At 65.3% G+C, this 22,806-nt stretch carries 18 protein-coding genes, 1 tRNA gene and 1 pseudogene; 10 read left to right on the top strand and 10 right to left on the bottom strand.

Annotation, left to right across the window (positions count from 1 at the left end):
- Positions 1 to 6: 6 nt before the first annotated feature.
- The 3 genes from GA615_RS22900 to GA615_RS22890 form a co-directional block, all read right to left on the bottom strand.
- Positions 7 to 1,335, bottom strand: a complete 1,329-nt coding sequence (locus tag GA615_RS22900; protein WP_152053655.1) for a hypothetical protein — start codon at positions 1,333 to 1,335, stop codon at positions 7 to 9.
- A gap of 192 nt (positions 1,336 to 1,527) precedes the next feature.
- Positions 1,528 to 1,938: a hypothetical protein gene (locus GA615_RS22895; RefSeq protein WP_152053654.1), complete on the bottom strand. Its 411-nt coding sequence runs from the start codon at positions 1,936 to 1,938 to the stop codon at positions 1,528 to 1,530.
- 91 nt (positions 1,939 to 2,029) lie between these two features.
- Positions 2,030 to 2,102 (bottom strand) — tRNA-Glu (locus GA615_RS22890).
- A 264-nt stretch (positions 2,103 to 2,366) separates the two neighbouring features.
- Between GA615_RS22890 and GA615_RS22885 the strand changes: the two genes are divergently transcribed.
- From GA615_RS22885 to malQ, 4 genes are all read left to right on the top strand, one after another.
- Complete coding sequence (locus tag GA615_RS22885) at positions 2,367 to 3,167, top strand: alpha/beta fold hydrolase (RefSeq protein WP_152053653.1); 801 nt, start codon at positions 2,367 to 2,369, stop codon at positions 3,165 to 3,167.
- A gap of 82 nt (positions 3,168 to 3,249) precedes the next feature.
- Positions 3,250 to 4,158 (top strand): CHAD domain-containing protein, encoded by a 909-nt coding sequence (locus GA615_RS22880; RefSeq protein ID WP_152053652.1) that lies wholly within the window; start codon positions 3,250 to 3,252, stop codon positions 4,156 to 4,158.
- A complete protein-coding gene (locus GA615_RS22875; protein ID WP_152053651.1) occupies positions 4,148 to 5,416 on the top strand; it encodes a DoxX family protein in 1,269 nt (422 codons plus the stop codon). The genes GA615_RS22880 and GA615_RS22875 overlap by 11 nt, the downstream gene beginning before the upstream one ends.
- 429 nt (positions 5,417 to 5,845) lie before the next feature.
- Positions 5,846 to 7,447, top strand: a complete 1,602-nt coding sequence (gene malQ, locus GA615_RS22870; protein WP_152053650.1) for a 4-alpha-glucanotransferase — start codon at positions 5,846 to 5,848, stop codon at positions 7,445 to 7,447.
- A gap of 84 nt (positions 7,448 to 7,531) precedes the next feature.
- Here the strand turns inward: malQ and treY are convergent, their stop codons facing one another.
- Positions 7,532 to 10,636 carry a malto-oligosyltrehalose synthase gene (gene treY / locus GA615_RS22865; protein ID WP_152053649.1) on the bottom strand — a complete coding sequence of 1,035 codons (3,105 nt, stop codon included), beginning with the start codon at positions 10,634 to 10,636 and terminating at the stop codon, positions 7,532 to 7,534.
- 215 nt (positions 10,637 to 10,851) lie between these two features.
- On the opposite strand from treY, the gene glgX reads away from it, so the two are divergent.
- From glgX to GA615_RS22850, 3 genes are all read left to right on the top strand, one after another.
- Complete coding sequence (gene glgX / locus GA615_RS22860) at positions 10,852 to 13,029, top strand: glycogen debranching protein GlgX (protein WP_152053648.1); 2,178 nt, start codon at positions 10,852 to 10,854, stop codon at positions 13,027 to 13,029.
- 411 nt (positions 13,030 to 13,440) lie between these two features.
- Complete coding sequence (locus tag GA615_RS22855) at positions 13,441 to 13,638, top strand: CsbD family protein (protein WP_152053647.1); 198 nt, start codon at positions 13,441 to 13,443, stop codon at positions 13,636 to 13,638.
- A 241-nt stretch (positions 13,639 to 13,879) separates the two neighbouring features.
- Positions 13,880 to 15,709: a sigma-70 family RNA polymerase sigma factor gene (locus GA615_RS22850; RefSeq protein WP_152053646.1), complete on the top strand. Its 1,830-nt coding sequence runs from the start codon at positions 13,880 to 13,882 to the stop codon at positions 15,707 to 15,709.
- Positions 15,710 to 15,884: 175 nt separating this feature from the next.
- On the opposite strand, the pseudogene GA615_RS28785 reads toward GA615_RS22850, so the two are convergent.
- Both GA615_RS28785 and GA615_RS22835 read right to left on the bottom strand, forming a co-directional pair.
- Positions 15,885 to 16,181, bottom strand: a pseudogene (locus GA615_RS28785) (TFIIB-type zinc ribbon-containing protein).
- Between the two features lie 977 nt (positions 16,182 to 17,158).
- Positions 17,159 to 17,440: a hypothetical protein gene (locus GA615_RS22835; RefSeq protein ID WP_152053643.1), complete on the bottom strand. Its 282-nt coding sequence runs from the start codon at positions 17,438 to 17,440 to the stop codon at positions 17,159 to 17,161.
- A 374-nt stretch (positions 17,441 to 17,814) separates the two neighbouring features.
- Here GA615_RS22835 and GA615_RS22830 point away from each other — a divergent pair, with 374 nt between their 5' ends.
- Both GA615_RS22830 and GA615_RS22825 read left to right on the top strand, forming a co-directional pair.
- Entirely contained in the window at positions 17,815 to 18,522 is a 708-nt protein-coding gene (locus tag GA615_RS22830; protein ID WP_152053642.1) for a J domain-containing protein, read from the top strand.
- A gap of 15 nt (positions 18,523 to 18,537) precedes the next feature.
- On the top strand, positions 18,538 to 19,776 hold the full coding sequence (locus GA615_RS22825; protein WP_152053641.1) for an NAD(P)/FAD-dependent oxidoreductase: 1,239 nt from the start codon (positions 18,538 to 18,540) through the stop codon (positions 19,774 to 19,776).
- Here GA615_RS22825 and GA615_RS22820 read toward each other — a convergent pair.
- From GA615_RS22820 to GA615_RS22810, 3 genes are read right to left on the bottom strand one after another with little or no spacing between them, the layout of a single operon-like run.
- Positions 19,768 to 20,535 carry a methyltransferase domain-containing protein gene (locus GA615_RS22820; protein WP_152053640.1) on the bottom strand — a complete coding sequence of 256 codons (768 nt, stop codon included), beginning with the start codon at positions 20,533 to 20,535 and terminating at the stop codon, positions 19,768 to 19,770. The two genes, GA615_RS22825 and GA615_RS22820, sit on opposite strands and share 9 nt — an antisense overlap.
- The gene (locus GA615_RS22815) at positions 20,535 to 20,765 is read right to left on the bottom strand and encodes a hypothetical protein (RefSeq protein ID WP_152053639.1); all 231 of its coding nucleotides are present in this window, start codon (positions 20,763 to 20,765) and stop codon (positions 20,535 to 20,537) included. The genes GA615_RS22820 and GA615_RS22815 overlap by 1 nt, the downstream gene beginning before the upstream one ends.
- A complete protein-coding gene (locus GA615_RS22810) occupies positions 20,762 to 21,352 on the bottom strand; it encodes a Minf_1886 family protein (RefSeq protein WP_235905629.1) in 591 nt (196 codons plus the stop codon). Before GA615_RS22810 ends, GA615_RS22815 begins: the two co-directional genes overlap by 4 nt.
- On the opposite strand from GA615_RS22810, the gene GA615_RS28495 reads away from it, so the two are divergent.
- Positions 21,351 to 21,545 (top strand): DUF2256 domain-containing protein, encoded by a 195-nt coding sequence (locus GA615_RS28495; RefSeq protein ID WP_152053638.1) that lies wholly within the window; start codon positions 21,351 to 21,353, stop codon positions 21,543 to 21,545. The two genes, GA615_RS22810 and GA615_RS28495, sit on opposite strands and share 2 nt — an antisense overlap.
- Here GA615_RS28495 and GA615_RS22800 read toward each other — a convergent pair.
- The gene (locus GA615_RS22800) at positions 21,527 to 22,798 is read right to left on the bottom strand and encodes a beta-ketoacyl-[acyl-carrier-protein] synthase family protein (protein WP_152053637.1); all 1,272 of its coding nucleotides are present in this window, start codon (positions 22,796 to 22,798) and stop codon (positions 21,527 to 21,529) included. The two genes, GA615_RS28495 and GA615_RS22800, sit on opposite strands and share 19 nt — an antisense overlap.
- Positions 22,799 to 22,806: the final 8 nt, after the last annotated feature.

Below are 22,806 nucleotides of genomic sequence, written 5' to 3'. Positions count from 1 at the left end.
GAGACGTCACGGGCGTTGCGGTGGTGTCGGCGAAGTGCCCGTGGCGTCCCCGTCGGGGCGGATCGGGAGGTAGCCCTGGAAGTCGATCGAGTCGGGGGCGGGCTTCCGGTACGTGATCGGCTTGGGGTCGAGCCACTCGACCACCGGGTCCTTGATCGAGTAGGCGAAGAAGTGGTTCCCCCTCGGGTTGTAATGCCCGATGAAGTACTGCTTCATGTAATCGCCGTAGTCCATCCCCGAGCGGCGAAAGTCCTGGAGATGGACCTCGTTCATGTCGAAGAAGGTGAATCCCTCGGCCTTCAACATATCGACGATCTCCTGATCGTACCGATCCTCGCCGCGCCTCAACTGGTCCAACGTCTGGTACGGATCGAAGAGGACGACCATGAGCTTTTTCCCATGTTCCTCGGCAAATGCTCGGGCTTTCTCCAAAACGAGCTTCGTGGCCTGGAAGGCGTATCGATCCAGGAGCGCGCCGGCCTGTGCTCGAAGGTTCTCCTGATCGTTCCAGTCCATCGGGTAATCCAGGATAGCGGCCAGGCGATCGGTCCTGTCTCGGTCCAGGTCCCGGATGAATCCCAGCTTGAATGCGAAGAGTTGCAGGGCGAGGTCATCCTTCAGGTGCTCGACCATCCACTCCGGGTCGCACATGCGGTAGAGCGACTCGGGGGTCGACAGGAAATTCTCCCGCTCGACGAGTTCCCCCGAGTCGAGATCCATCTCCAGGTTGGGCCAGAAGTTATTGTGGAACATTCGCCCGCCCTTGTGGTCCCACCTCGGGTAGATGATGGCGTGCCGGCAGCGGAGCAGGCTGCGGATGTGGTCGTCACCCCAGATGTAGAAGATCAGGTGATCGGCGCCGTGGTCGGTCCCCTCCTCGCGGACCATCCTTCGGTATGCCTGGTAGGCCCCGTAGCCCCCCATGCCGAAGTTGCGGATGGGCTCGCCGAGGTGAGCGGCCAGGTACTCCTGCCAGGTCTCGCCGTCGCTGACCTGATGGCACTGGGTGAAGCTGTCGCCATAGGTGTTGATCCGGCAGGGCCGATCGAGGTACATGAAGGCTGTGCGGGCGCCGTCGAGTCGAGCGGTTGAGAGGGTCGCACTGCCGTCGATGCCGTCGGTCGGCAAGTAGTTGCCCAGCCTGTAGCCGAGTTCCGGGTCAAACTGGGCCCAGCTGGGGCCGTTCAGGAACTGGTCGATCACGTCTCTCGAGACAGCGCTGGCCCGAAGATATTCGATGAAGGTCGGCGTCTCCGGTGGTTCCCACCCGGCGAGGGCAGTGGCGGGGATCAGGCACATTCCCAGCAAGACAGCCCTGGTCAGATGACTCATCATTCCCGTCACTCCCCTGTGATCGACGCTGTTCACCCCAACGAGCGGAGCGCCCCACAATCGGGCCGCCCATTCCATCCGAATTCCTCCCGACATGCTAAGGGAGGACCAGACCAGTGGCCAGGCTTCGGCTCGTGAAGGGCAATGCGCTCGAATCGGAAAGGGAGGGGAAGGGGAGCCGCACTCGGCGGTTGCTCACACCATCTCGTTCCAGAGGTCGCCTGTCTTCAGGCGTTTCGAAGACACGTTGAAGCGGAAGGCCGCCCAGACCAGGATACCCGTCGCCAGTCCGACCCCGAAGGTGACCACAGGCGAGTGGACCATCACGACATAGGACACCGGCGGGAACAGCAACAACCATCCGAGCAATGGAGACACCAGGCCCACCGCGGCCCAGACCAGCAGCCGTTGCGGTCCGAGCAGGGCGGCAAGGGTTGTCCAGAGCAAGACGGACGCTCCCATCACGATCACGGTCATCACCCCAAAGGTGAGTCGCGCCTCGTACACCTCAGACACGGGGCCGCCCGAGAGCAAGGTCCAGCCGAGCACTCCCATGATCGCGGCGATCGCGATGATGGACCCAAACTCATTCAGACACCGAACCATCGCACACCTCCTCGGGTGAAACGTGGATTCGTTGCAAAAAAAAGGCCACGCAACTGCGTGGCCAGATCAAAATCAACTCAAACTTGCAAAGCACCCCCACGGGGATTCGAACCCCGGTCCCATGGCTGAGAACCATGTATCCTAGGCCTCTAGACGATGGGGGCAACAAAATTGTGGTGTCTCACGCGAGGAATCATCACGATTGCATCCGCGATCGACTCCAGAATTTTAACCGGTGCGTTCAACCTCGGCAAGTCGCTCGCCCTGAAAATTCGACAGGGAAACCCTGGCTCCAGGTTTCGGGACCTCGTCGATCCGCAGGTGGCTCGATAGAATGAGTCACTGGTGTCACCGTAATCGGACCCAATGCCTTGCCGCAGCGAAGGTCCGCAGATCACGATGCGAAGCGGATCGGACCAGAGCCCGCCATGCCTGAGCTGTTCCTCAACGGCAGGAATCTCTACCACGACGATCAAGGCCCGCGCGACGGCCTGCCCCTGGTCTTCCTGCCGGGCCTGGGAGGCGATCATCGCGCCTTCGCCGTGGCCATCCGCCACTTTGCGAAGCGATTCCGGGTCCTCGGCCTCGATCACCGCGACGCCGGCCGCAGCGATCGCGACCCCAACGGGTACACCATCGCCGATCTGGCCGACGACACCGCCGCGGTCCTCGCCTCCCTTGGCCTGGGGCCGGCCATCATCGTCGGGCAGTCGATGGGAGGGCTGATTGCCCAGGAACTGGCCCTGCGCCATCCCGACCGCGTTCGAGCCCTCGTCCTCGCCTCGTCCCACGCCGGAACCGATACCTGGCGTCGCGCCTTGCTCCAGTCCTGGATCGACCTGCGACGCAAGTGCGAGCCGGCCGAGTTCACCCGACTGGTCATGCCCTGGCTCGTCGGTCCTGCCTTCCTCGAACACCCGGCCCAGGTCGATGGCCTCATCCGGTTCGCCGAGCGAAATGAGTTCCCCCAGGATGCCGAAGCCTACGCCCGACAGGCCCAGGCCGCGCTGGAGCACGAAGCCCGCGACCGCCTCGGCCAGATCCAGGTGCCAACGCTCGCCATCGTCGGGAATCGCGACCTGGTCAACCCTCCCGAGAAGTCGGCCGAGCTGGCGCAATTGATTCCCGGCGCTCGGCTCGTCGAACTGCCCGAGGTCGGCCACCTCCCGCACATCGAAGCCGGATTGACCTTCCGGAAGACCGTCGAAGCGTTTGTCGAATCCCTCTGAAACGCCGATCGTTCGCGTTGGTCCGATCGTCCGGGATTCGCCCGATCCCTGGCCGAAAGCTCATCATCGGGTTCTTGTTGAGATGAAATCACACTCACTCAAAGCCCTGAAGCAGCAAGCTCGACGCGGTCGGACGGCCCGATCGTCGATCGGCCTGGTCGTGCGGGCCGCACTGGGTGATGACGTCTTACGCATGCTTTCCCATGAGCCGGGAGCCCGCCAGTTCCTCCCCGAGGACATCCACCAGATGCGGACCTCGGTTCGCCGCCTCCGCTCCGACCTTCGCTTCTTCAAGCCCATGATGGACGATCCGGCCCTCCGGCCCCTCCGAGACGAGCTGCGATGGCTTGCCGGTGTCCTGGGTGATGTCCGCGATCTCGACGTGCTCGAAGATCGCCTGCGGAACGCCGTCGTGGCGCTTGACTGCGTCGGGCCGAGTGATCCCATCTTCGAGGAAATCGACCGGCGGCGGCAACGACACCGATCAACCCTCAAGGCCGCCTTCGATGGCGACCGATACGCGGCACTCCGCGCCGCCATCATCGCCGAGGCCAGAACCCCGACCCTCGCCGACGGCCACGATCGGCCCGCCGGGGCGGTCCTGGCCGATCGCCTGGGCCGCGACTGGCGGCGGTTTCTCGACGCCCTCGACGCCTCCCCGCCCGACGCTCCCATCGATGCTCTTCACGCGTTTCGCAAGCGGGCCAAGCGCACCCGGTACGCCGCCGAGTCGGTGGCCGACTGGCTGGGCCGACCGGCCGGAAACGGCGCGAAGCGCATCGGCCGGCGGGCGAAGCAGGTGCAGGAGATTCTCGGCACCTCGCAAGATTCCCACGTCGCCATCGCCTTCATCCGAGACGTGATGCAAGGGCTGCCTCCCGACGGCACGGGGCCCGCCGCCGCTCGTCTGCTCGATCGCCAGGCCAGCGATGCGGAGGAGGCCCTGGTTCGGTACCGATCGCTTCGAGAACAGATGCTCCATGAATCATGATCCGCGTCCGGACGATTCCGCCCGTGTTCGCGCAGGGCTGTTCCGCGGGGCGCTCGCCGTGGCGACCCTGACCATGCTCACCCTCTCGTGGCCGCTCTGGATCGGCACCGGGGGCCTGGTGCCTCGCGTGCCGTTTCTTCCAGGATTGCCGGAACCTCCCTGGCTTCGGCTCGTGCTGTTCGGAGGGCTCGTCGCCTCGATCGTCGGCGGGATGGTCCGCAGGCAAGTCTTCCTCCTCGGATTGCTCCCCCTGGCTTACCTGATCGCCGGAGACCAGCACCGCTTTCAACCGTGGGTGTATCAGTATGCCCTCATGGCCTTGGCGCTGGGGGCCTTGCCCTCGGCTCGGGCGCTTGGGCTTTGCCGGGCGTTGTTGATCGCCTTGTATGTTCACTCGGGCCTGTCAAAGTTGGATACGACCTTCCCCGGAGAGGTCGGGGCCGCCTTCCTGATCCAGCTCACTGCTCCGCTTGGAACCGACGTGATGAGCTGGCCCGCTCCCGTGCGGACGGGGGCCGCACTGCTGATGCCTCTGGCCGAGCTGCTCGTCGGCCTTGGCCTGGCGTTCCGATCGACCCGACCGTACGCAATGGCGGGCGCCGTCCTCATGCACGCGACCCTGATCACGCTGCTCGGTCCCTGGGGCCTGGATCACAGCACGATCGTTGTCGTCTGGAACAGTGCCTTGATTGTCGAAGGATTGATCCTGTTCGCCCGAACCGGGGCGGGGCGTTCGGTCGCCCCGATGGAGCCGATGCCGCGCGCCGGTGGGGCGGTCGTCGCGGTCTTCGCCCTGGCCATTGCCTTGCCCCTACTGGAACGCTGGGGAGGTTGGGATTCCTGGCCATCCTTCGCCTTGTACGCCAGTCATGCCGAGCGAGTCTACGTGTATCTTCATGAAGACGATCTGGCGCAATACCCCGACGAGATCCGCCGCCATCTCCGCCAGCCTCGCCTCGGCGATCCGTGGCATCGGCTCGACCTGACCTCCTGGAGCCGGGCCGAGCGGGGGACGCCGCCGTATCCTCAGGCTCGGGCGGCGGTCGGCGTGGCCGAGGCTCTGGCCGATCGGGTGGGGCCGGATCATCCGATCCGGGTCGTCGTCTGGGGACGAGCTTCGCGGTTCTCGGGGCATCGCGTTCGTCGCGAGGCAATCGGCCCCGAGGCGATCCGACACCTGGCCGATGACTTTGCCCTGAATGCCCATCCGGCCGGCCTCGGTGGGGTCGGAGCCCGGCATAATCCCGAAGAAAAATGAGCCACGGATGAAACACGGATGAAACACGGATGGAAGGAACTGGGAAAGTCGAACGCAGAGAGCCGCGCCAACCATCAGAGGTTGTGGCAACGCAGAGCGAAGCGATCGAAGACCATTCCTTGATTCTGATCCGTGTTTCATCCGTGTTTCATCCGTGGCTCATTCATCCCTCTTCTCGGTTCTCAATGTCCATGCGAGCTCCCCTCAGGCACGCGACTTGCCCGGTGGGTTCTGGCCGGAACTGTTGTGTCTGAAGTGATCGAGCCAGGATCGAGCCGATTCCGTCTTCCGACAGATTCGACGCCAAGTTAGGGTGTCGGCAGGGCGATGCCTCGATCCCGCGATTGCGATGGAGTTGCCGGCCGATCGTACGAGGCGCGATGGTTTCGGATGGCCTGCTCACGACCCTTGACCGGGAGCGATCTGGAGATGGACTTGCAACGCGCCAGTGGCATCTTGCTGCATTTGACCTCGCTTCCCGGCCGGTTTGGGATCGGCGACCTCGGCCGGGGCTCAGACTGGTTTCTCGACGTCATGGCCGACACCGGCCAGCGCTGGTGGCAGATGCTCCCGGTGGGGCCGATCGGCGCCGGGAACTCTCCCTATGCCTCGCCGTCCTCCTTCGCCGGGAATCCGCTGCTGATCGCGCCGGAGCCGCTGGTGGAGCAGGGGCTCCTCAACGGTTCCGAGCTGGACGACCTGCCCGATTTCCCCGTGGATCGGGTCGATTTCGCCGCGGTGGCCGAGTTCAAGAATCGTCTGCACCGCCTGGCCTTCTCCCGCTTCCAGCCCGACGACGGGTTCCTCGCCTTTCGCCGTCGAGCGGCCGACTGGCTGGAAGACTACTGCCGCTACAACGCCCTGAAGCAGCACTTCGGCAACCGCCCCTGGAACGAATGGGACCGTGACCTGGCCGATCGCGTTCCCGAGGCCCTGCAACGCATCGACCTGGAACTGGCCGACGAGATCGCCTTCGGCCGCTTCGAGCAATATCTCTTCGACCAGCAATGGCGCGACTTCCGCGCCCGGTGCCGCGATCGAGGGATTGGACTGATCGGCGACCTGCCCATCTTCGTCGCCTTCGACGGGGCCGACGTCTGGACCCACCGCGACCTGTTCCGCCTTGATGCGAACAACCGCCCGACCCACACCGCCGGCGTCCCTCCGGATTACTTCAACGAGCTGGGCCAGGATTGGGGCAACCCGCTCTATCGCTGGGGAGCGCACCTGAAAGACGACTTCGCCTGGTGGTCTCGGCGAATCGCCGCCGCGCTCGGTCGGTTCGACCTCCTCCGGTTCGACCACTTCCGCGGCCTGGAAGCCTGCTACGCTATTCCCGCGAAGGCCGAGAACGCCGCCGACGATCGCTGCGAGTGGGAACCCGCTCCGGGAGACGAACTGCTCGATGCCGTTCGCAAGGCGCTCGGCGGTCGGCTCCCGCTCATTGCCGAGGACCTGGGGGTGATCACCCCCGAGGTCGAAGCCCTCCGCGACCGCTTCGGCTTGCCGGGGATGCGGGTCCTTCAGTTCGCCTTCGGCAACGATCCGCTCGCCGATGTGTATCTGCCCCACTGTTACATTCCGCACTGCGTTGCCTACACCGGCACGCACGACAACGACACGACGCTCGGCTGGTTCGAAACCGAACCGGGCAAGACCACCCAGCCTCCCGAGGAGATGGAGGCCGAGCGCCGCTTCGTCCGCCGCTACCTCGGACCCGGGCAGGCCGATGACATCCCGCTCGGCCTGATTCGCCTGGCCTGGGCCTCGGTTGCGAACACGGCGATCGCCCCGCTCCAGGACATCCTCGGCCTGGGGACCGAGGCCCGCATGAACGTGCCCGGCGTGGGAGAGGGGAACTGGGCCTGGCGGTTCCGGACCGAACAGTTAACACCCGATCGCCGATCGTGGCTCGCCGAACAGACCGCCCTGTTCGGGCGCTGGAATGGCCAGGTCCCCGGGCCGTACCGGACACGCCTCGGCATCGAGCCGGCGCCCGCCCCGACGCCTCCTGAGCCCTTGGAATCGTGACAACACCGCGTCAGGTTCCCCGAGCATTTTCCCAGCCAGGGGGCACGCTCGGGAACCTTTGGCGTGAGGAATGGAACGGGCCGATCACTCCTGCTCAACCATCAGGCCGAACGGGATCGTCCGGAAGATCTCGGCAATCGGCAACACCGGCCGACCGTCCCCGTTCTGAAGTTCGACCACCTCGTCGGTCAGGAGGTTCCGCCAGCGCCGGGGCAGTCCCGAGTCGGGGAGCCCGAGGACCGTGTCTCCCCAGACTTCCGGCCCGACCGGCATCTGCTGACTCTCCTCCCCCATCAGTCCGGCCACAAGCCGAGGGACGACCACCGCGGCGTACCGACCATCTCGGTAGCGGCCGAACGACAGGACGTTCCCCTTGCGTTCCCCTTCGGCCTCCAGGGGGCGGTAGACCCCGTGCGAGTAGACCTCCGGGTGCTCCTTTCGATGACTCAGGGCCGTCCAGAGCAGATAGAGCTTGATCAGGCCGTCCTCCGGAGCGCTGAGCAAACGTGCGGCCAGTTGATCACGCGGCGTTCCCGAGGCGATTTCCTGGCGAAGCGCGGCGAGTGCCTGGCGGCGGTGGTCGTAATCAACCGGTCTTCGGTTGTCGGGATCGACAAGCGCCAGGTCCCACAGGTCGCACCCCTGGTACACATCCGGGACCCCCGGAGACGCGATCTTGAGCAACACTTGCCCGAGCGACCCGATCACCCCGATTCGGGCCACCTGTCGCTGAAACGGCAGGAAATCCTTGAGGAAGATCTCGGCCCCTTCCCCCGAGAGCACGTCGGCCACGAACTTCGAGACGGCATCGCCGTACGACGGATCGGGGTCGGTCCAGGTGGTGTTGAGCTTCGCCTCGCGCAGCGCCTTGAGCAGGTACTGCTGCACGCGCTCGACCAGGCCCTCCGGAACCTCGTCCGACGAGCCGAAGGGCCAGGCCCCAATCAGGGTTTGATAGAACAGGTACTCTTCCCGTGCATCCGGAGCCGGGGCACCGTGGACCTCGGTCTTCTTCGTCTTGTTCCAGTAGCCCCAGCGGGTCAGGTGGGTCTGCCAGTCGCCGCTGAGTTCCGAGAGCACGTTGATCCGCATTCTCGTGTCTTCGCCGCGCTTGTTGTCGTGCGTGGCGGTGGTCGAGAAGCCGCCGGGCCAGAGGTTCAGGCGGTGGGCGTTGATCGCGTGGAACGACGACGGCGAGTGCCCGAACCGGGCCGGCTCGCCGCCCACCTCGTTGAGCGAGGCAAGCTTGATTTGCCGGTAAAAGGCCGTGTCCTCGACCCCCTTGGCCGTCACCGGTCCGGTCGTCTGCTGGAACCGGATGACGAACGCCTCGCGCTGCTCGATGTCGTCGGCCGAGATCCCCGCCGGATGTTCCAGCAAGAGGGCCGCCCGAATGAACTCGAAGACCGACGGGTCGATCGTCGGGTTCCGTCGTCGGGCCCGATAAACGGCCTGGTCGATGTACGCCCGGTCGCGTTCGGTCATCGGCTCGCCCGGCTTCAAATAGGTTCGGTAGACCGGGAAGCAGGCGATGACCTCGCGCAAGGCCCGACGCAGATCGTTCAGCGTGAAGTCTCTGCTGCGGCGATCGTGTTCGCTCACCCGGTTGAGCTGCCGCGCGAGCATGTTCAACTCACTCGCAAGTGAGGCCCGACAGATCAACTGCTTCGCGTCGTACACAACCTCGTGCCACGGCTCGGTGTCTCCCGTGAATTCGGCGTACGACGTTTCGATGGTCGGCTGGCCTTCAGGATCGACGAACAGACCGTTCAGTGCGTTCAGATATTCGTATCCGACCGTTCCGTCGATCGTCCAGCGCTCGGGAAGGTCTTCCCCCCGGCTGAGAATCTTCTCGACGACAATCGGGTATCGCCTCGCCAGCGGGCCGTTCGGCTCGGCCTCGAGGGCCGATCGGAAGCGATCGCGCAACCGTTGCTCGATCTCCGATCGCTCCGCGTCGTCCACGCCGTTGTCCAGCCGTTGGAGACATGCTCGGACGAACAAGGTTTCCTGAAGCCTTGCGAAGTACCCCGCCGGATCGGCCAGGCCGTCCGGGTGGTCGATCCGAAGCGCCGACACTCCTCCGCGATCTACCCAGTCGAAAATCAGGCGGTGGGTCGTTTCCAGAACCTCCGGGTCCTCGATCCGCACCCCGGCCAGGTCGTTGATGTCGAAGAATCTCCGGTAGTTGATTTCTTCCACGGCCACCCGCCAGTAGGCCAGGCGGTAGACCTGATGTTCGAGCAGTTCGTGCAACAGGTCGAAGCTGCGCGGATCGCCGGGTTCTCCCCGGAACAGGGCGACATTCTCATCGACAAAGGCGGCCAGCTTTGGCGATTCCTCGCAAAGCCGGGCGATTCGGTGCTTGATCACCTCTTTCTCGGCGCGGTATCGAGCGATTGATTCCTCGTCGTCGGCATCTCGGGGAGGCAGATTCTCGATCGCGGCGATGACGCTCCGGAACTCCAGCAAGTGGACGTCGTCCGGGTTGAGCACCGTGTCCAGCACCTCGGGCCGCTGACCGAGGATCAGGCCGTACGACCTCGGCGAGAGGGGAAACCGATGGTCGAAATAGTCGAGATAAAACGATCCCTCCTTGCGACCGACGACGAGCTGGCCGTCTTCGAGGACCTTGCCGTACTGGTCTCCCAGGACCGGCAGCAAGACCCGGCCTTCCAGCTCCTCCTTGACCGGATACCAGTCGACGTCGAAGTATCGGGCCGATGCCGCCTGCTTGCCGTTTTCGAGCAGATCGGCCCAGAACGGGTTGCCGCCGGTGATTCCCATGTGGTTCGGCACCACGTCGATCACCCGGCCCATCCCCCGATCGAGCATTTTCCGGACGAGCCGCTCGTGCGTCTCCTCGTCGCCGATCTCGGGGTTGATCTGCCCGTGGTCGAACACGTCGTAGCCGTGCGTGCTGCCGGGTCGCGCGGCAAGGTAGGGAGAAAAATAGGCATCCGAAATGCCCAGATCGTCCAGATAGTCAAGAATCGCCTCGACCTTCGTCAACGGAAAGTCGCGGTGAAGCTGCAGCCGATACGTGGCCCGGGGCCTCCGCAACGGAGCCTCGGCCACGGCCTGCGCTTCGGCCTGAAAGAGGGCCTCGGCACGGGTTTCGGCGGGGCGAGGGGTTCGGGGCTCCTCCGGTGATGCCAGTGGCTCGGTGTCGTCGGGTCGTGGTGGCATGATCGGTTGCTTTCACCTGAAGAAGGGGCCGAGAGCCGGACGGGTCGAGGCGGCAGCCCTGCACAAAGGGACCGAAACTTGCTAGATTGGGCCACCGGACGCCCCACGTCGCGGTTCCCGTCTGGGAAGCCGGCGTGGGGATTTGCTTCGCGTTCAGTCACGTCCGGACAACGATCTTACCTTGGGGCGGGCGCTTCGTCGCCCGGTCGCCGCCGATGCCGACGATCAAGGACATTCACCCGGGAGACCCGGAACCGCTGGGGCCGACCGTCCGATCCGACGGGATCAACTTCGCGGTCCATTCCCAGGGTGCGACCCGGATGGAGCTGCTCCTGTTCGACAATATCGCCGATGACACGCCGGCGATCGTCATTCCCTTCTCCCGAACCGCCAACAAAACCGGAGACATCTGGCACCTGTTCGTCGAAGGGTTGCCCAACGGCACCCTGTACAACTATCGTGCCGATGGCCCCTATCGACCCGACAAGGACGGCTCCCGCTTCAACCCCCACAAGGTCCTGCTCGATCCTTACGCTCCGGCCATCTCCGGAGACTTCGACTGGAACGACGGCGACCCCCTCGGCTACGACAACTCCCTCCCCGACGACCCCGACCGCCACCTCCGGCCCAGCAAGGTCTCGAACCTCGGCGGCGCCCCGCGCTGCGTCGCCTACCGATCCGACTTCGACTGGCAAGGGGACAAGCACCCCGACATCCCCATCGAAGAATCGATCATCTACGAGGTTAACGTCCGCGGCTTCACCCGCCACCACTCCTCCGAAACCGACTTCGAAGGCACGTACCGCGGCTTCATGGAAAAGATCCCCTACCTCAAGGATCTGGGGATCACCGCCGTCGAACTTCTCCCCGTCTTCGAGTTCGACCGCTTCGACGGCCCTTTCCGCGACCCCGTCACCGGTGAACGCCTGGCCAACGCCTGGGGATACAACACCGTCGCCTTCTTCGCCCCCGAGAGCCACTACAGCTACTACGGCAAGCTCGGCGCCCAGGTCGACGAGTTCAAGATGCTCGTCCGAGAGCTGCACAAGGCCAACATCGAGGTCATCCTCGACGTCGTCTTCAACCACTCCCGGGAAGGCAACCACTACGGCCCGACCGTCAGCTTCAAGGGCCTCGATAACCAGATCTACTACATGCTGATGCCCGGCCAGCCGCAGTTCTATAACGACTTCACCGGCTGCGGCAACACCATGAACTGCAACCACCCGGTGGTGCGCAAGTTCATTCTCGATTGCCTGCGCTACTGGGTCGAGGAAATGCACGTCGATGGCTTCCGCTTCGACCTCGCCGCCGTCTTCGCCATCGACGTCGACGGACAGGAGAAGGGGAAAACCCCGATCATCGAGGAGATCGAGACCGATCCCGTCCTCTCCCGAATCAAGCTCATCGCCGAGCCCTGGTCGATCCGCCAGTACCGCCTCGGCTCCTTCTCCGACCGCCGCTGGGCCGAGTGGAACGGCAAGTTCCGCGACGCCGTCCGCAAGTTCCTCAAAGGGGACCTGGGGATCGCCGGTGAACTCGCCACCCGCGTCGCCGGCTCGTACGACCTGTTCGCCCCGACCGACGACAGCGAGCGATCCCCCTACCACTCCATCAACTTCGTCACCTGTCACGACGGCTTCACCCTCAACGACCTCGTCTCCTACAACGAAAAGCACAACATTCGCAACGGCGAAGAGAATCGCGACGGCCACAACGAAAACGAGTCGTGGAACTGCGGCGTCGAGGGGCCGGTTGAGGATGCCGAGGACCTCGACGACGAGCAAAAGGAAACGATCGAACGCCTCCGCGTCACCCAGATCAAGAACTTCCTCACCTTGCTCTTCCTTTCACAGGGCACCCCTATGCTCCTCTACGGCGACGAGATGCGCCGCTCGGCCCTGGGGAACAACAACACCGTCTACCAGGACAACTCCCTCAACTGGCTCAACTGGGAGCTGCTCAAGCAGCACCGCGAAATCTACCGCTTCACGAAACACATCATCGAATTCCGCAAAAAACACTCGATCATCCGCCGCTGGCGCTACATGACCTCCGAGGAGGACGAGACCCCGATCCTCCGCAACATCACCTGGCACGGCGTCGAGCCCGAGAAGCCGGATTTCTCCGGCACCTCCCGCTTCCTCGCCTGGACCCTCGAAGCCTTCGAGACCGAGGAGCGCTGGGACGTTCCCATCTACGTCGCCAGCAATGCCTTCTGGGAACCCATCGAGGTCGAGCTCCCCGAGCAGGACGACCGCCGCTGGTACCGCGTCGTCGACACCTCCCTCCCCGAAGGCGAGGACATCGTCCCCCAGGAAGCCGCCGCCTTCCTCCCCGACGACACCTACGAGGTCCAGCCCCGTAGCACCATCATCCTCATTGCCCGCTGAGTCGGGGCTCCGCCCGATTCTCGCATCGATCGATTCCCGCTCCCCGCTCGCACGAAGCCTTTTGGGTTGAGGGCTCCCGGCGCTTTGGAATGAATCTGTCTCCCTCTCCCCACCCTCGGGGAGAGGGCCGGGGTGAGGGGTCTTCGCATTCAGAGCCGAGCCCGCCACCTCGTCCCTGCCCGCACACCCTGCCTCCCGACCCCTTCTCCCGAACTCAGCGGAGCAAGGGAAAAACCGTTCCGTTCAAGTGCCCGGGCATGTTCCCGATGCACCACGAAGGATTGCCGATCTCACCCTGCGGAGATCGTCGATTCCCCGGAACATCGCCGGTACAGGAGTTGCCCCTCACAAAGGCGTTGCCTCCTCGATGTTCAAGGAGGCACCACGCAACCCTCATCAAGGAGCACATCCATGAATTGGGACCAGATCGAAGGGAACTGGAAGCAGTTCAAAGGGAAGGTCAAGGAGAAGTGGGGCGACCTGACCGACGACGAACTCGACCAGATCGCCGGCAAGCGCGACCAGCTCATCGGCAAGCTCCAGGCCCGCTACGGCTACGCCCGCGACCAGGCCGAGAAGGAGATCGACGAGGTCACCCGCTCCTGGTGACGATACGTCCATTTTCCTGCCCCCCAGACGGGATCCGGAGGGGCAGGGGATCATCCATCACTCTGCTGGATCGGATGGCCTTGAGGATCCGGTGGAGTGCCTGGGGCCATCCTGGCCTCAAGTGCCCCGAACCCGGATGAGGTCAACCGTTCCTCCCGCTGCTGATTCTGAAGAAAATTGACGCACCCCGCCCCCCTTCGCGGCACTATGGACAGGAACCGTGATTCGGGGGCCTGTGTTCATGAATGACCGATCTGCCGCCGCGACTCCGCTGCGCATCCTGTTCACGATTGGCGCGGCGGGCTCGATGAGCGATGGCGACCTGCTCCGCCGTTATCTCGACGGCAGGGCCGACGAGGCCGAATGCGCCTTTGCCGTGCTGGTCGATCGGCACGGAGCGATGGTCCGGCACGTCTGCCTCAGCATCCTCGGCGACCCGGACGACGCCGCCGATGCCTACCAGGCGACCTTCCTCATCCTCGCCCGCCGGGCCGGTGCGATCCAGAAGGCCAGCTCGGTCGGCCCCTGGCTCTTCGGCGTGGCCCGCCGGGTGGCACTGCGAGCCAGGACCCGTGCCTCCCGCCGCCGACAGGCCGAGCGCTCCCTGGCCGAGCACTCGTCGACGCAAATCACCCCGACCGCTCCCGACCCCTCCCACCCTGACGACTGGGCCGTCCTCTACGACGAACTCGACCGCCTTCCGTCTCGCTACCGCGACCCGCTCGTCCTCTGCTACCTCCAGGGGATGACCCACGACCAGGCGTCCGCCCGGCTCGGCATCCCGACGCCCACCCTCCGCACCCGCCTCTCCCGCGCCCGAGACCGCCTCCGTCCCCGCCTCCTCCGCCGCGGCCTGACCCCCTCGTCCGCCTCCTCCCTGCTGCTCGCCCCCGTCCCGCTCACCTCGACGGCCTCCTCCCTCGCCTCGATCGGCTGGGCCTCCGCCGCCTCCCGCCTCGCCGTCGCCTCCCGAGGCGTCTCGATCGCCTCGCTCTCGGTCCCCCTGGCCTCCTCAACCCTTCGGAGTATGCTCATGATTTCCGCGTTACGGACGCTCGCCCTCGGCGGCATTGCACTTCTCGGCATTGGCGCCGGGGCCGCTGGATTGGCATCCTGGGGCGGCTCAGGCAATGCCGATCCGATGCCTGACCCTCCCCCCGGCGGTGCGGTCCTCGTCGAACAGGACCCAGTGGCTCCGGGGCCGGATCAGGCCGACCCCGGCACGGATGAGACCGCCCCTTCTTTGTTGAACACCCCCTGGGAGATTGCCCCCGCGCGGGTCCATGCCGAGATCAGAATGCCCCTGGAGATCCGCTCGATCCTCCCCCAGGGCACGGTCGTCTCCCGGGATCAGGTCATCTGCGAACTCGACACCACGAGTCTCCGGGACCAGCTCGCCTCCCAGCAGATCGCCACCGAACGGTCCGAGGCCGACTACCAGAACGCCATCAAGGATCGCGAGATCGCAGAAGTGACGGTGAGGCGCTACCTCCAGGGCGTCTTCCCCCTTGAGGAGTTCGAGGCGATGGCGGAGGTCAAGCTCGCGCATTCGGAGCTGGACGTGGCGAACGCCCGCCTCGCTCGCGTGGCGCGGAACGCCCCGGAGGATGAGCGGGCGATGCGCATCCTGAAGGCGAAGGTCAGGGTTCAGCGCGCCGAATTGGCTCTGGGGAGGGCCGAGAAGGCACTTGAGGTTCTCAAACAATACACCTACGAGCTCCGGATCAAGTCGCTCGAAGGCGACGTCGAGAAGGCCAAGGCCGAAGAGTGGGCCAGGAAATCGAGCTTCGAACTGGAGAAAGAGCGCGAGGAACTTCTCCGGCGTACGATCGAGAAAGCACAGATCAAGGCCCCCGCCGATGGCATCCTCTCCCTTGCCGTCGGGATCCGAGAGGGGGTCACGATTCGGGAAGGTCAGCTCCTCTTCGAGATCCTCGCACCCCCTGATGACGAGAACGCTCCGACAGAACCCGAGCGTCGGCCCTTCGAACTCGATCTTCCCGATTCCGACAAGGCCGAGCCGCCGGGTGCCCAGGGTTCTGAGCCGCGGGCCACGGGCGAGGCGGGGTGAGTTCCCATGGGGTGTGTCGAGTCCTCGAAGACACACCGATCTGCGAACGGCGCCGGATGGCGTGTCTTCGAGGACTCGACACACCCGACGACTCGATCGGGGACGATCACGGCGGCCCGATGGGGCGGGGCATCCCCCTCTTCGGGATTCCGAAGGGCCCCGGCCAGGCGATCCATCAGTCGAAATCGAACAGCTCGCCCAGGAACGACTTCTTCCGGCGCCGCTTCGCGTAATCGTCGTCGCGGTCATATTCTTTCGGCCGATCGGAGGGGTACGAAGGCGGCCGTCGGCGGTCGTCGTCATCGCGGTCAATTGGCTTGGCTCCACCGCCGATCGCGGCAACGGAGCGGTCGATGAGCTTGTCCAACTCGCCGCGGTCGAGTCAGACGCCCCGGCAGCGCGGGCAGTCGTCGATCTCGATCCCCTGGCGATCGGCAATCGCCAGGTCGATGTGGCAGTGGGGGCATTGCATCGGTGGTGCCTCGTCAACACAAAGGGATGGAGTCGATCCGGGCCGCGACCGCCCGGTCGCACGTCGCTCGACGGGCACGCGGGGCCATCCCTCCTGGACTCGGTCGGCTCGCCTTGGGAGCGTCCCGCCTCGACTCCTGAGCGTTCTTGGCATTTTCTGTGACTGCCGACCCGCAATTCCACGATCATTTCAAAGGGACGGAAGGGTTGAATCTCGTGAGCGGCCCCCAAGTCCCGCTCCCCCTCCTCGACGTTCGGCGGTGAACACGAGCACCGTCGGGTGGACCTTCGCGCGTCGAGCCTCTTTGGCAACTCGAACTGCTTGGCACTCCTGGCTCGCCCGACGATTGCCTCGCCCCTACGGAACTGAAGGCGGCCGACGCCGTTATCCGCCGATTCGTGTCAACACGTCCCCTTCGATCGATTCTGTTTCGAGGAACCCCTCACCCTCCCGTTCCCATTGCCAGACGAACCCGTTTCAGCCTCGCCTCGTTTCCCGAAACGAACCGAGGTCGATCGACGGAACTCTTGACTCGGAAACGAGAAAACGCTCCCGCGTTCTCCCTGCCGAGGCGCACCGGAAGCGCACTGAATGGCGCCCCCGAGGCGCACACGACGGCGCCCTGGGGCTTCGATCGGTCCTGATCGGCAGCGATCACCCCGGAGAGACCGGCGCGAATCGAACCCAATCCGGGCTGCTCCGTTTGACGGAACGAACCCATTTAAATCGGCGCAAATCGTTATGGAATCACAGAAATCGCCTGAAGACGCACCCGGTTTCGGAGCGTACCGAACCCGCTCGCCACGACGTCGAAAGCTGATCCTGAACCTTACGGAGGGCCGGCGAACTCCCAGACTGCTTCAGACGCACCCGGATTCAAAAAGGAGGGCGCAGCCAATCAAACCCCCGATCGCCCTCGTGAGAAGGGAAGGCGATCGGGCCATCCGGCCGACGGAGGGCAATCTCATCGCGAGGGGTCAGGCCCCGGTGCGGACGGCGACGTTGCCGTGAGCCTTGGTGAACAGGTGGTCGTAGAGCTTGGCGTCTTCGGCCAGGCTCGGCTCGGACGTGAGGGCGTCGTAGGTCTTCTGGAAGGCTTCGCGGTCGGCCTGGCCTTTCAGGTCGCGGAGGTTGCCGGGGCCGGGAGGGGTGGCGACGCGCTCGGCCCGCAAGGCGGCTCGGGTCTCGTCGTAGTGCCGCTTGGTCCGGGGGGACATGCGGAACAGCTTGCGGAGGACTTTCGGGTCAAACGTCTCCATCGTCGGCAACTCCTTCAGGAATCCGGCTCGGCTTCGGGATGGTTCTTCAAACAGCGATCAACCCCACGCAACGATCGGCCCGGCACGACGGCGGGGCCGCTTCGGGCGAGGGGATCGCCATTCTGGCAAAGGGGTTACTGTACCATGAGCGTTCCGCCAGCGACAGATCGATTGTTCCGTTCCGCTCACCAATCAGGCAAGACGACCGTGTCGATCAGAGGCCCCCTTGAATCAGTGGCTCATCGGTTCCTTCTCCCCGAGGCCCCGGGGCTTGCGTACACTGGGAATGCTCAGAAACCCGGTTGCATCTCCCGACGGGTTTGCGCGGCATCCACCTCACCTTCTTTCGTGGTCCGATCCGTCCCGAACTCACCATGACGTACACTTTCGAGATCGATCCCGCCCAGGTGCTCGGCGTCCGGAACGACGCGTCGCTGGAGCAGATCCGAGACGCCTACCGGGCCCGGAGCAAGAAGTACCACCCCGATCTTGGGGGAGACGAGTGGGCCTTTCGCCTGGTCGCCCGGTCGTACGAGGTCCTCAGCCGAGCCCGGGTCTCGGGACGACTGGCCGCCGAGGCCGCCGCGCCCCCCCCTCGATCGGCCCCGACCGTCGATCCGGTCACGACGCGATCGACCGATTCCGAAGGCGCCTCGGTCCGCAAGGGGGTCCGCGACCAGGTCGAGCATCCCGCCTTGCTGGTCGATGTGGAACTCCTGCTGCTCCGAATGGAACTGGAAAACCCGTACGACGTCATCGCCGTACCCGCCTCCGAACGCAACCTCAGTTGCAGCCTGAACGTCAGTTGGCCGATCACGATTCCCGACGACGCCGGCCCCGGACCCGATCGCACCACCCTTGGCTCGAAGGTCGCCGCGGCCTTCAACGACGTCCTCGTCCGCTCTCAGCCGACCAGTAGCTGGCAGGATCAAGGGCCGACCAGCTTCAAGGGGTGGCTCAGTTATGCGACCGCCCAGCGCTGCTACGGCGGATTCAACCTGCTTCGAACCGCCCTGAAAGCCAGGGGGCTCGGCGTGAATCAGCGGATTCGAGAAATCATCATCCCTCGTGACACCGCCTGAGAGGCACCCCCGCCGATGCGATTCGACCCCACCGAGCTCGCCTTTGATACCAATTCCCTCGACGCCGGCCGCCCGTTCGACGCGGCGATCGTGGGGGCGGGGCCGTCGGGATCGGCCATGGCGATCCTGCTGGCAAGGGCGGGGGCTCGGGTCGCCTTGATCGACGCCGGTCGATTCCCGAGAGACAAGCTCTGTGGCGAGTACCTCAGCCCCGAGGGGGTCGAGGCGGTCGAGCGGCTCGTCCCGGGGGATCGCCTGGCTCGATCCGGCGGCCGACCGATCCGATCCGTCCGCCTGACCACCCCTCGCGGTCGCACCCTCGAAGCCGAGGTCGCCGGTCCCGATGGCCGCGTCGGGCTCGGCCTCAGTCGGTCGGCCCTCGACGCCCTCTTGCTCGACGAGGCGAGGTCGCTCGGAGTTTCGGTCTTCGAAGGGACCCGCATCTCGGGGCCGATCCTGCAGGACGGTCGGGTCGTCGGCGTCTCGGGACGCGGTGAGTCGGGCAGGCCCGTGGCCGCTCGGGCCTCGGTCGTCGTGGCTGCCGACGGCCGCCACTCGGCCCAGATCCGCCGATCGGGCACCACCCGCGCTCGGAGCCTGCCCGGTCTTCGGCCCCGATTGTTCGGACTGAAGCGGCACCTAACCGTCTCCGACCCTGCGAGTGACGAACCGTCCGGGACGGTCGGACTGCACCTCTTGCCCGGTGGCTACGTGGGAGCCTGCCGGGTCGAAGGCGGGCGAACGAACCTCTGCGGCCTGCTTCCCGAACGGCTTTCCCGGCAGTATCGCGGCGATCTCGACGCCCTCGCCGATGCCACCTTTTCCGGCAATCGCACCCTCTCGGCCCTCTGGCAGGCTGCCGAGCCGACCGGCCCCTGGAAGACCGTCGCCGGGGTCCGGGTCGAAACCTCATCACCCCGATTGCCCGGCATCTTCTCCAGCGGTGATGCCCGAGGCACGGTCGATCCGCTCGGCGGTCAGGGGCTGACGATGGCGATGCTCGGGGCCGAGGTCATCGCCCCCTTCGTCCTCCGGGCACTTGCCCGGAACGACGAGGGGCCCGCCGCCCTCCGAGCCGCGCAACGAGCCTGGCATGCCCGGTTCGATCGCCGCGTGACCCTCTGCCGAGCGTTTCATCATGCCCTGGTCCAGCCGTCGCTGATCGACGTTGCCTCGCTGCTCGGGCGATGGGGGAACACCTTGCTGTCCCTCGGGTTTGCCGCAACGCGTGATCCGGTTCGAATCTCATGTTGACCTGTTATTTGTGCTCGTCTTTGACAATTGTTTGCGTTTTCCAATCAAAGAGATCTGAAATCCAAGATCCCGTTGAACCGTCCATCGAAATTCGTGAATGGGGGAGGCCAGTTCGATCAGTTCCTCATCGGTGAATCCCCGGAGGACCGACAGAGGGCCGTCGAAGCGAACGAGGCGGTTGCGGGTGAAGACACGGCTCCAGGCGACGAATCCCCAGTAGGCCAGCCAGTGCCGCCGGATGTCGAGGACGATCACCCGGCATCGGGCGACCCGAGCCATCTCCGAGAGGAGCCTTGCGAGCGTTTCTCCTTCGAAGTGGTGGGCGAACTTGACCGCGGTGACGAGGTCCACCGACCGATCGGCGAAGGGGAGCCTCAGGGCGTCTCCGCGAACCACCTGGACGGGCGAACCTTCGAACGACGAGGCGCCGGCGATTGCGGTTGCGACCGGGTCGCGGTCGAGGGCGATGGGAACGACGCGGTCAACTTCCGGACGATGAAGCAGGCGGCGGCCAATTCGCCTCGGGATGTCGCCCGAACCGGAGCCGACGTCAAGCATCGAGACGACCGGACCGATCGGGTCTTCGACCACGAACCGGCCGACCTGGTGGTCGATGACCCGGTTGTTCCCGAGGTGGCGGTTGACCCGGCGGAGGACGGCGTAGGCGTCGGCCACCTCCTCGGCAGGAAGGCCGGGGGCGTCCATTAGCTCCGGGTCGGAGCGGCGGTCGGGAACGAGCCAGGGACGCGATCGGGGCATTATCCCTCCCGGGGATCAGGAGCCGCTGTCGCCGAAGGCTCGGAGGCTCGATCATCGGCCGAGAGCGGGGGAGGGGGATCGGATCGGATCGCGAGCAGGGCGAGCCCCGCCACCCAGGCCACGAACACGACCAGGGCCGCCGCGAATCGAAGTCGCTGGCCACGGGTGACGGTTGGTTCGGGGGCCTCGGGGGAATGCGAGGTCGGGCCTTGATCTTGAGTGGTGGTCATGAGGCGTCCTCCGGCTCCTCGATCGGAATCACATAGTCGTGGCAGAGCGCGGCCTCGAAGTCGTAGACGTTGTCGAAGTCGCTGCGCTGGTCTTCGTCTGAGCGTTCGAGGTCGCCCGAAGCGATCAGGATGTAGACGATCTCGCCGAGGTCCGAGGTTGATCGGAGGCCCCAGCTCGACAGGATCGTCAGGGCAAGGCGACCGTAGAGGTCGAGCGCCAGGTCGCGGGCGGCCTCACTCAGCTCTCGGCCCGAGACGTGCCGCGACTCACTTTTCCCCCGAGGCTTCCGGCCGCGGCTACGGGCTCGGCGAGCCTTGCGCTTGCGGACCTTGGCCAGGTCGAGGGCGGCGAAGACGAACTCGTAGGCGTCGATGCTGTAGCGAGGGTCACGGGCGACCGCGCCAGCCAGCACTTCGCGAAGACTCATGATCGCCCCCTTGGGTTGTGATCCGATCACGCTGGTGTCCGTTCCCCGAGGGACCGAGACGCGGTAGTCTAGCAGATTGTTCGAAATTCGTGCAGGCGAGGGGACCGGCTCGTGTGCGGTCTGCTCGTGGTTTATTGCGTTGGCCCAGGTCAAGACCATGCCCGATCGTCCTCGGAAGCGAGATCGAGCGGAGAAGCCGGGCGAGTCGAAGGTCTGTCCCGTCTGCCAGCGGCCCTTCTCGAATCGTCGCAAGTGGCGCGATTGCTGGGAACAGGTGGTGTATTGCAGCGAGCGTTGCCGACGATCGGGTCGGGCGGAGCAGGGGAGCCGGGTTCAGGATTCGTCTCCTTGACGGATGATCAAAACCGAGTTTTTTGATCCGAATCCCATGCAATTGCAAAGGGCGATCCGGGCGCCGTTGGCGGGGCGCGACTGGTGGGGGATGTAGTCGAGATCGCACTCGGGGTCGGCCTCCTCGCAGTTGATCGTCGGTGGAAGGAATCCGGCATCGAGGCCGAGCAAGGTGGCGACCAGACCGGCGGCTCCGCAGGCTCCTTGTGGGTGGCCGATCATACTCTTGGTGCTGGACATCGGGATCGCCGAGGCATGCGAGCCGAGCGCCCGCTTCAGAGCGGCGGTTTCGACCCGGTCGTTCAGGGGGGTGGCGGTGCCGTGGAGGTTGGCATAGTCGATGTCGGCCGGCGAGAGCTCAGCGTCTTGCAAGGCGAGCTGGACGGCCCGGACGGGCTCATCGAGGTCGCTCGACATCGAGACGCGGTGCCAGGCGTCGCAGGTGCTCGCGTAGCCGAGCAGTTCGCCGTAGATCCGGGCGCCCCGGGCCAGGGCGTGTTCACGCTCCTCCAGCACGAGCATCCACGAACCTTCGCCCAGCACGAAGCCGTCGCGGTCGCGGCTGAAGGGGCGGGAGGCACGCTCGGGCTGGTCGTTCCAGTTGCGCGAGATGATCCCCATGACATCGAAGCCGAGCATGATGGCCGGCGCGATCGGGGCATCGGCGCCTCCGGTGAGCATGAGTGGGGTTTCGCCGTACTGGATGCGACGGAAGGCGTAGCCGATGGCGTCGGTGCTGGAGGTGCAGCCGGTCGAGATGACGTGAGACGGCCCCCGGACGCCGAGCTGGATGGACAGCTCCGACGAGATGTTGCCGGGCGTTCCCGCCGGAACGGCCAGGGCGGTGGCCTTTTCGAGCTGCCCGTTGTAGTAGTAGCCGTACAGCTCTTCGACGAAGGCGATTCCACCGCCGCCGGTGCCGAGCAAGACTCCAATTTGGCGACGGGTCTCGAGTTCGAGGTCGCTCGGGGGGAATCCGGCATCGGTCATGGCCTCTCGGGCGGCGAGGATCCCGAGGGGGACGGCTCGACTGACGACCTTGAGTTGTTTCGGGTCCATGGCGTCGCGGAGGTCGATGCCTCGGATCGCGCCGGCAATCCGGCTGCCAAGACCGGAGGTGTCGAACTCCTGGACGGTCGTCACTCCGCTGCGGCCCGCTCGCAGGGCGCTTCGGAAGGCGTCGATTCCGACGCCGTTGGGGCTGAGGGCACCCAATCCTGTGACGACCACTCGCCGAATCGGCACGTTGCGCATCGCTGCTC

It is taken from the genome of Tautonia marina, assembly GCF_009177065.1.
GTDB classification, from domain to species: domain Bacteria; phylum Planctomycetota; class Planctomycetia; order Isosphaerales; family Isosphaeraceae; genus Tautonia; species Tautonia marina.
This window is presented reverse-complemented; position numbering and strand designations above follow the sequence as displayed.